This is a genomic window from Streptococcus vestibularis ATCC 49124 (assembly GCF_000188295.1).
Taxonomy (GTDB): Bacteria; Bacillota; Bacilli; order Lactobacillales; family Streptococcaceae; genus Streptococcus; species Streptococcus vestibularis.
Genome location: NZ_GL831112.1, coordinates 1,060,307 through 1,065,683 on the forward strand (window position 1 = coordinate 1,060,307; position 5,377 = coordinate 1,065,683).

Annotated in this window: 3 protein-coding genes and 3 pseudogenes; 4 read left to right on the forward strand and 2 right to left on the reverse strand. The window is 29.3% G+C overall.

The window, feature by feature from the left end:
- Positions 1–308 (reverse strand): annotated as a pseudogene (locus HMPREF9425_RS10350) (hypothetical protein); the annotation flags it as partial.
- Between the two features lie 25 nt (positions 309–333).
- Positions 334–717, reverse strand: a complete 384-nt coding sequence (locus tag HMPREF9425_RS05210; RefSeq protein ID WP_003097321.1) for a hypothetical protein — start codon at positions 715–717, stop codon at positions 334–336.
- Between the two features lie 584 nt (positions 718–1,301).
- On the opposite strand from HMPREF9425_RS05210, the pseudogene HMPREF9425_RS09435 reads away from it, so the two are divergent.
- From HMPREF9425_RS09435 to HMPREF9425_RS05235, 4 genes and pseudogenes are all read left to right on the forward strand, one after another.
- Positions 1,302–1,852: pseudogene (locus HMPREF9425_RS09435) on the forward strand (transposase); the annotation flags it as partial.
- Positions 1,833–2,213, forward strand: a pseudogene (locus HMPREF9425_RS05225) (IS256 family transposase); the annotation flags it as partial. The pseudogenes HMPREF9425_RS09435 and HMPREF9425_RS05225, both read left to right, overlap by 20 nt.
- Before the next feature lie 585 nt (positions 2,214–2,798).
- Positions 2,799–3,671 carry a helix-turn-helix domain-containing protein gene (locus HMPREF9425_RS05230; protein WP_003097329.1) on the forward strand — a complete coding sequence of 291 codons (873 nt, stop codon included), beginning with the start codon at positions 2,799–2,801 and terminating at the stop codon, positions 3,669–3,671.
- A 94-nt stretch (positions 3,672–3,765) separates the two neighbouring features.
- Positions 3,766–5,370 carry a class III lanthionine synthetase LanKC N-terminal domain-containing protein gene (locus HMPREF9425_RS05235; protein ID WP_003097331.1) on the forward strand — a complete coding sequence of 535 codons (1,605 nt, stop codon included), beginning with the start codon at positions 3,766–3,768 and terminating at the stop codon, positions 5,368–5,370.
- Positions 5,371–5,377 lie beyond the last annotated feature (7 nt).

The following is a 5,377-nucleotide window of genomic DNA, read 5'->3' on the forward strand; positions in this document are numbered from 1 at the left end:
AATTTATCATAGTCTTTTTCAGTACTAAATACTCGTTTTTTCTCTTCTCCTACATATTGTCTATGAATTAGTGATGGTTCAAACACTGTTAACATTTCTTCTTTCATCGTATAGTATTTTTCCATCTCACCTTCAGCATTTTCAATGTTTCTTTCTGTATACGGATTGTAGCAATCAGCTTTATATTTTCTTATTTTATCACGATAATTTTTAGCTCGCTTGTTTACAGAATAAATACATTCTGCAATCATCTCATTCGTAATTTTTTTGTCATTTACCGACTGAGTGTAATTTTTGGGAGTTCTCATATTATTAATCCTTTCATCTCATATATCAAATATCATTCACCTTGTCTTTTTTGTACTTTTCTACCATTTCCCAAAGCGTATGATTCGCTAAATCCGCTACAAGATCATACCATTCATTAAACAAGAATGATTTAAGCAACATATCAAGTGCATAATTCAAATTTAAAATCTCATCCATCTCTCTAATCTCAAACGTTTTTTTACAATGGCAAGAGTGATAAACTACAATTCTCAATGTATCATCGACAAAAGCGAACGACAGTTCTTGATTATCTCGAGATAAATCTACATAGAATTCATCTTCGTAAGTATCAAAGTTGATAACAATATCCATCTCTTCCCTTTTCTCAATCAGATCACCCACTATTGTCATGATTTGTTTATTAATATATTTTTTTACGGTTTTCATTTTTTTTATCCCTTTCTTAATTTAATAATTAATAGAACAATTCCTTATCAAACTGGTCAAGTTCATAGCCTAGCCTAATCTCTAAAAAAAACATTTATCATATAGTTAACCTCCTGATTTATAATTTTAGTATGTCAGAAAAGTTGAATCTAAAAAAAATCAAAAAAATTTTTTTACTTCTCAAAAAATAGTCGTAGTTTTTTTCTTAAATATAAGTTCACTCAGCTCTCTTATATTTTAAGTTCTTATTATATCTGTAAGTGATAAGCCTAAAAATCATAAGTAACTTTACTTTTAGTAATTATATATATTTTTGCCTCTCTACTTAGGTAACTATATAGTATGTCAGAAAAGTTGAATTTTAAAAAAACAAAATAATTTTTTTAATAAAGACCCACAGCTCAAAGATTATACAGAAATAATCTACCTTTTGAAGTATTTTAAAAGAGCCGCTAATGAAAAGGGCTATATAATTTCTGTAGTGGGTAAAACCACTGTAGAGATTATAGAGCTTTTTGAGTGTACACAAAAAGTCCCATAAGAACTATAATGAAAAGCAACCAAACCATCATTAGGAAGAACTTATGAGACTTATTAAGAATACCACAGAATTAATCGGAATTAAAGACCAAAATATCAAGATTTCACTTGTTTTTGAAACTGACACTCATATCGAGATTCAAGCAAAATTGGAATACCAACACTACTACATCTTAAAAAGCGTCGCTTCCAGTGTGAAAGTTATAGGCAAATCACGGTTACTGAGACATCAATCGTTGATAAAAACCACCAAATTTCAAATCTAGTCCGACAAAAAGTTACACAACTACTTACTGAAAAGGTACCACTAACAGATACTGAAAGAAGACTTCTTGTGTTAACGTCTACTATCCATCGTAAGGTTGACCAGTTTACTTTCAAGGAACATTATGACAAACTCCCTGCTATTATGTCCTGGGATGAGTTTGGGTTCAAGAAAGGTGAATTGGCTTTTGTAGCGCAAAACTATAAGACCAACAAACTCATAACGATCCTGGATAATCGCCGTCAAACCACTATTCGAAACTACTTTTTGAAATATCCATTGAAAGTACGACAACAGGTACAGTTTATCACGATGGATATGTCTGGAGCAATTTAAAAAGATTTATCGCGTTAAAAATTTAGAAATGGCAGTACAAGCTTTAAAGGACTTTATCGCCGAATGGAAACCAAAGTATAGGAAAGCCATGGAAAGTCTGGAGAATACGGATAATCTTTTGACTTTTTATCAGTTTCCCTACCAGATTTGGCATAGCATTTATTCAACAAACTTCATTGAGTCTCTGAACAAAGAAATCAAACGTCAAACGAAAAAGAAAATCCTTTTCCCTAACGAGGAGGCTCTGGAACGTTATTTAGTTACTTTGTTTGAAGATTATAATTTCAAGCAAAGTCAACGAATCCATAAGGGGTTTAGCCAATGTTCTGACACACTTGAAAGCTTATTTGATTAATGTCCGTAACTCTATTTGAGTGTTTACACCTAATTTAATTGACAGTATCTTAAATCCGCTTTGTATAAATAAAGTGTCATACATTAGAAATCTATTTCGGAACTATATTTATTTTTTTTATCTTAAAGTATAAATATAATTGAATTTTTTATAAAAAATTTCCTTTATGACAAAATTAATCCACTTTTCTAGGAGTTTAGTAATACTGTTTATATTCTTCATGGGATAACTTATTTATCAAATATGAAACTTCTCCCTAATTTAAAGGAATTTAGTTTAAAATTTACTTATCAAATTTGTTAAAGGAAATATTTGCTTATGAATAATATCTTTTTGGGAGACGAAATTGTAGTTCTTTCAATACTAAAAAATACACACTTACTAGGAGATCAATATGAACGTACAACAACTTAACCAACTTCCTAAAGAAACAATTACCACACAAGGAAGACCTATTCTTACCATCTTTTGCCCTATCGCAACATCTTAAAAGTAAGAAGGCTATGTTCACTAAACATACGCCTTTTTACTTTTTTTATTATTTTGATATAATTTATTAAAATTTTATCTATTGAGAGAAGTTCTATGATTGAAACCACAGAAATGGGCGCACTATTCAAAAAGATTCGCTTGTCAAAAAAATTAGCTTTAAAAGACGTTGCTGGTGACTACTTATCGATATCTTTCTTGTCAAAATTTGAGCGTGGAGAATCAGAAATTTCTTTATCTCGGTTCTTCTTACTACTAGAAAATCTAGATGTTAGTATAGAAGAATTCTATGGTATTCTCTCAAAAGAAAAACCGACTTATACAGAACTACTGTTAGAACGTGTTAGTAAGGCGTATTATCAAAATAATATACTTGCTTTAAAAAAATACCTAAAAGAAGAGAATAAAAAATATCATGATAGCAATAAAAAACTATTCCTGTATAATACAATCATGATTGAATCCTTTTTATCTACAATTACAGAGGAAGATGTAGATGAGGATAAAATAAAAATTATCACAGATTATCTTTTTGATATTGAACAATGGGGTAAGAGGGAGTTGATAATACTAGGAAATAGTATGCCAGCTATTTCTTCAGAAACTCTCAATGTACTTGTCAAAGAAGTCATTTACAGAACAACTCTTTTTGGAAATAATGAATCAAATTTAAAAATTAGGATTGATTTACTGATAAATGCAACATCTGAATTTATTGAAAGAAATCAACTAGATTTAGCAAAGTCGTATTTAGATATAATTTCAGATATAGGTATTCCAGAAATCTTTTTACACGAAAAACTTGAGTATAATATGCTTTTAGGAGCTTTCTGGATGAAATCAGGTAAAGTTGAAATTGGAAAAAAACTTATTGAGAACTGCCTTTCAGTCCTCAAAACTTTAGGAGCAAATAATCTACTCGTATCTCACGAAGCCTACTATGAAGAACTACTAGATTCCACTATATAACAATATCTAACTTTGATGTTTAAAATGATGTAAGCTAGAACCATAAAAAGATAATATCTTTTTATGGTTCTAGCTTTTTTTAAGGAGAATATTTATGATTGATACCATGATTTTTCCAACTAATCTATCCCCAGATAACTTAATTATTAACTCTAACTTTACCTATGTATTTTCAACTAATAAATCTATCCCATACCAAGGCTGGAAGATACATATTTCAGCAACATTAGATAATTATCAAAAAATATTAGATTCTGTAACTACTATCTGTTTAACAAACGATACCCCATTTAAATTTATAAACTCTATAGAAAAATTATTATTTATCTTTTCAAAAAAGACCTCTCAAACTGAGATTGGAAAGTTTATTACTATCTACCCTGAAAACGATCAAACCTTTCTGTATCTACTCGATGTCCTATATCAAGAAATAAAATATGAACCTGGTATCCAAATAATCACAGACCAAAATTATAAACAGTCAGAGGTTATATTTTATAGGTACGGACTCATGAATGCATCTGTAAAAAACGGCCAAAGACCCTGTCTTTTTGATAATAATGGTGTTGCATATCCAGATTTACCAGGTGCATACTATTCTTGCCCTAAATTTGTAAAAGAATACTTTCCTGAAAAAACTAACACTTCTACTATCCTAAATGAGAGATATGATATGAAGTCCATCCTTTATCAAACTGGTGCAGGAAATATCTATATCGCAATTGATATTACTAACTCTAAAAAAGTGATTATAAAAGAAGCTAGAAGATATGTCTATGCTACCAGGGACATTACTTCTATGGAATTACTAAAAAACGAAACTAAAATAATTAAAAAATTATCAGGTTCAGTAACTCCTAATTACATTGATGATTTTTATTTAGAAGATAACTACTACCTCGTAGAGGAATTTATTGAAGGTAAAACACTTAACACTTTAAAAACAGACTTTAATTTGCTCCTAAAACGAACTCCTTCAGAAATTACAACTTTCAATAATAAACTCAAACAAATAATTTCAAAACTATTTAAATCATTAGAATATATTCATGATCATGGTGTTATTGTTGACGATATCTCCTGTAGTAATATCATACTAACACCAGAAAACAAAGTTTATTTTATTGACTTTGAAACAGCATATTTAAAAAATGAAAATCCGTTGATAGCAACTACAAATAGCTGCTATCCAAAAACTATATATGCAAAATTTGAACATAAAGATATAGTCAAATTATGGTACTGTATCATCAATCTACTAACCAATGCAAGTTCACTTTTAAAATTTGATCAGACTGGAACAGAGACCTTAAAGCTATTTACAAAGATATGTTTAGAGATGAACTTCCCTTTACAACTATTAAATAAATTTATGAAAGACTTTAAGTTAGAAAGGAACAATCAAATATTTTTTATTAACTTTATCAAACTAGGAATGGATTTGGAAAAACTCATATATAAACGAGATCAACTGTTAAATACTCTGGTAACTAGTTCTACAATTTCTATAGAGGGTAAATCTTGGTGTGAAAAAGTAGATAACTATCTAGCAATAAATCAATTGGGTCTTAATTTGTCTGAAAAAATAACAAAAAGAGATATTCAAGGGAGTGATTTAGATTCTCAGTTAGCAAAAATTTTACTAGATGAATCACAAGAAAATTTATCTGACGATATGTTATCTGAAGACTTTTTTTAAAGATCTG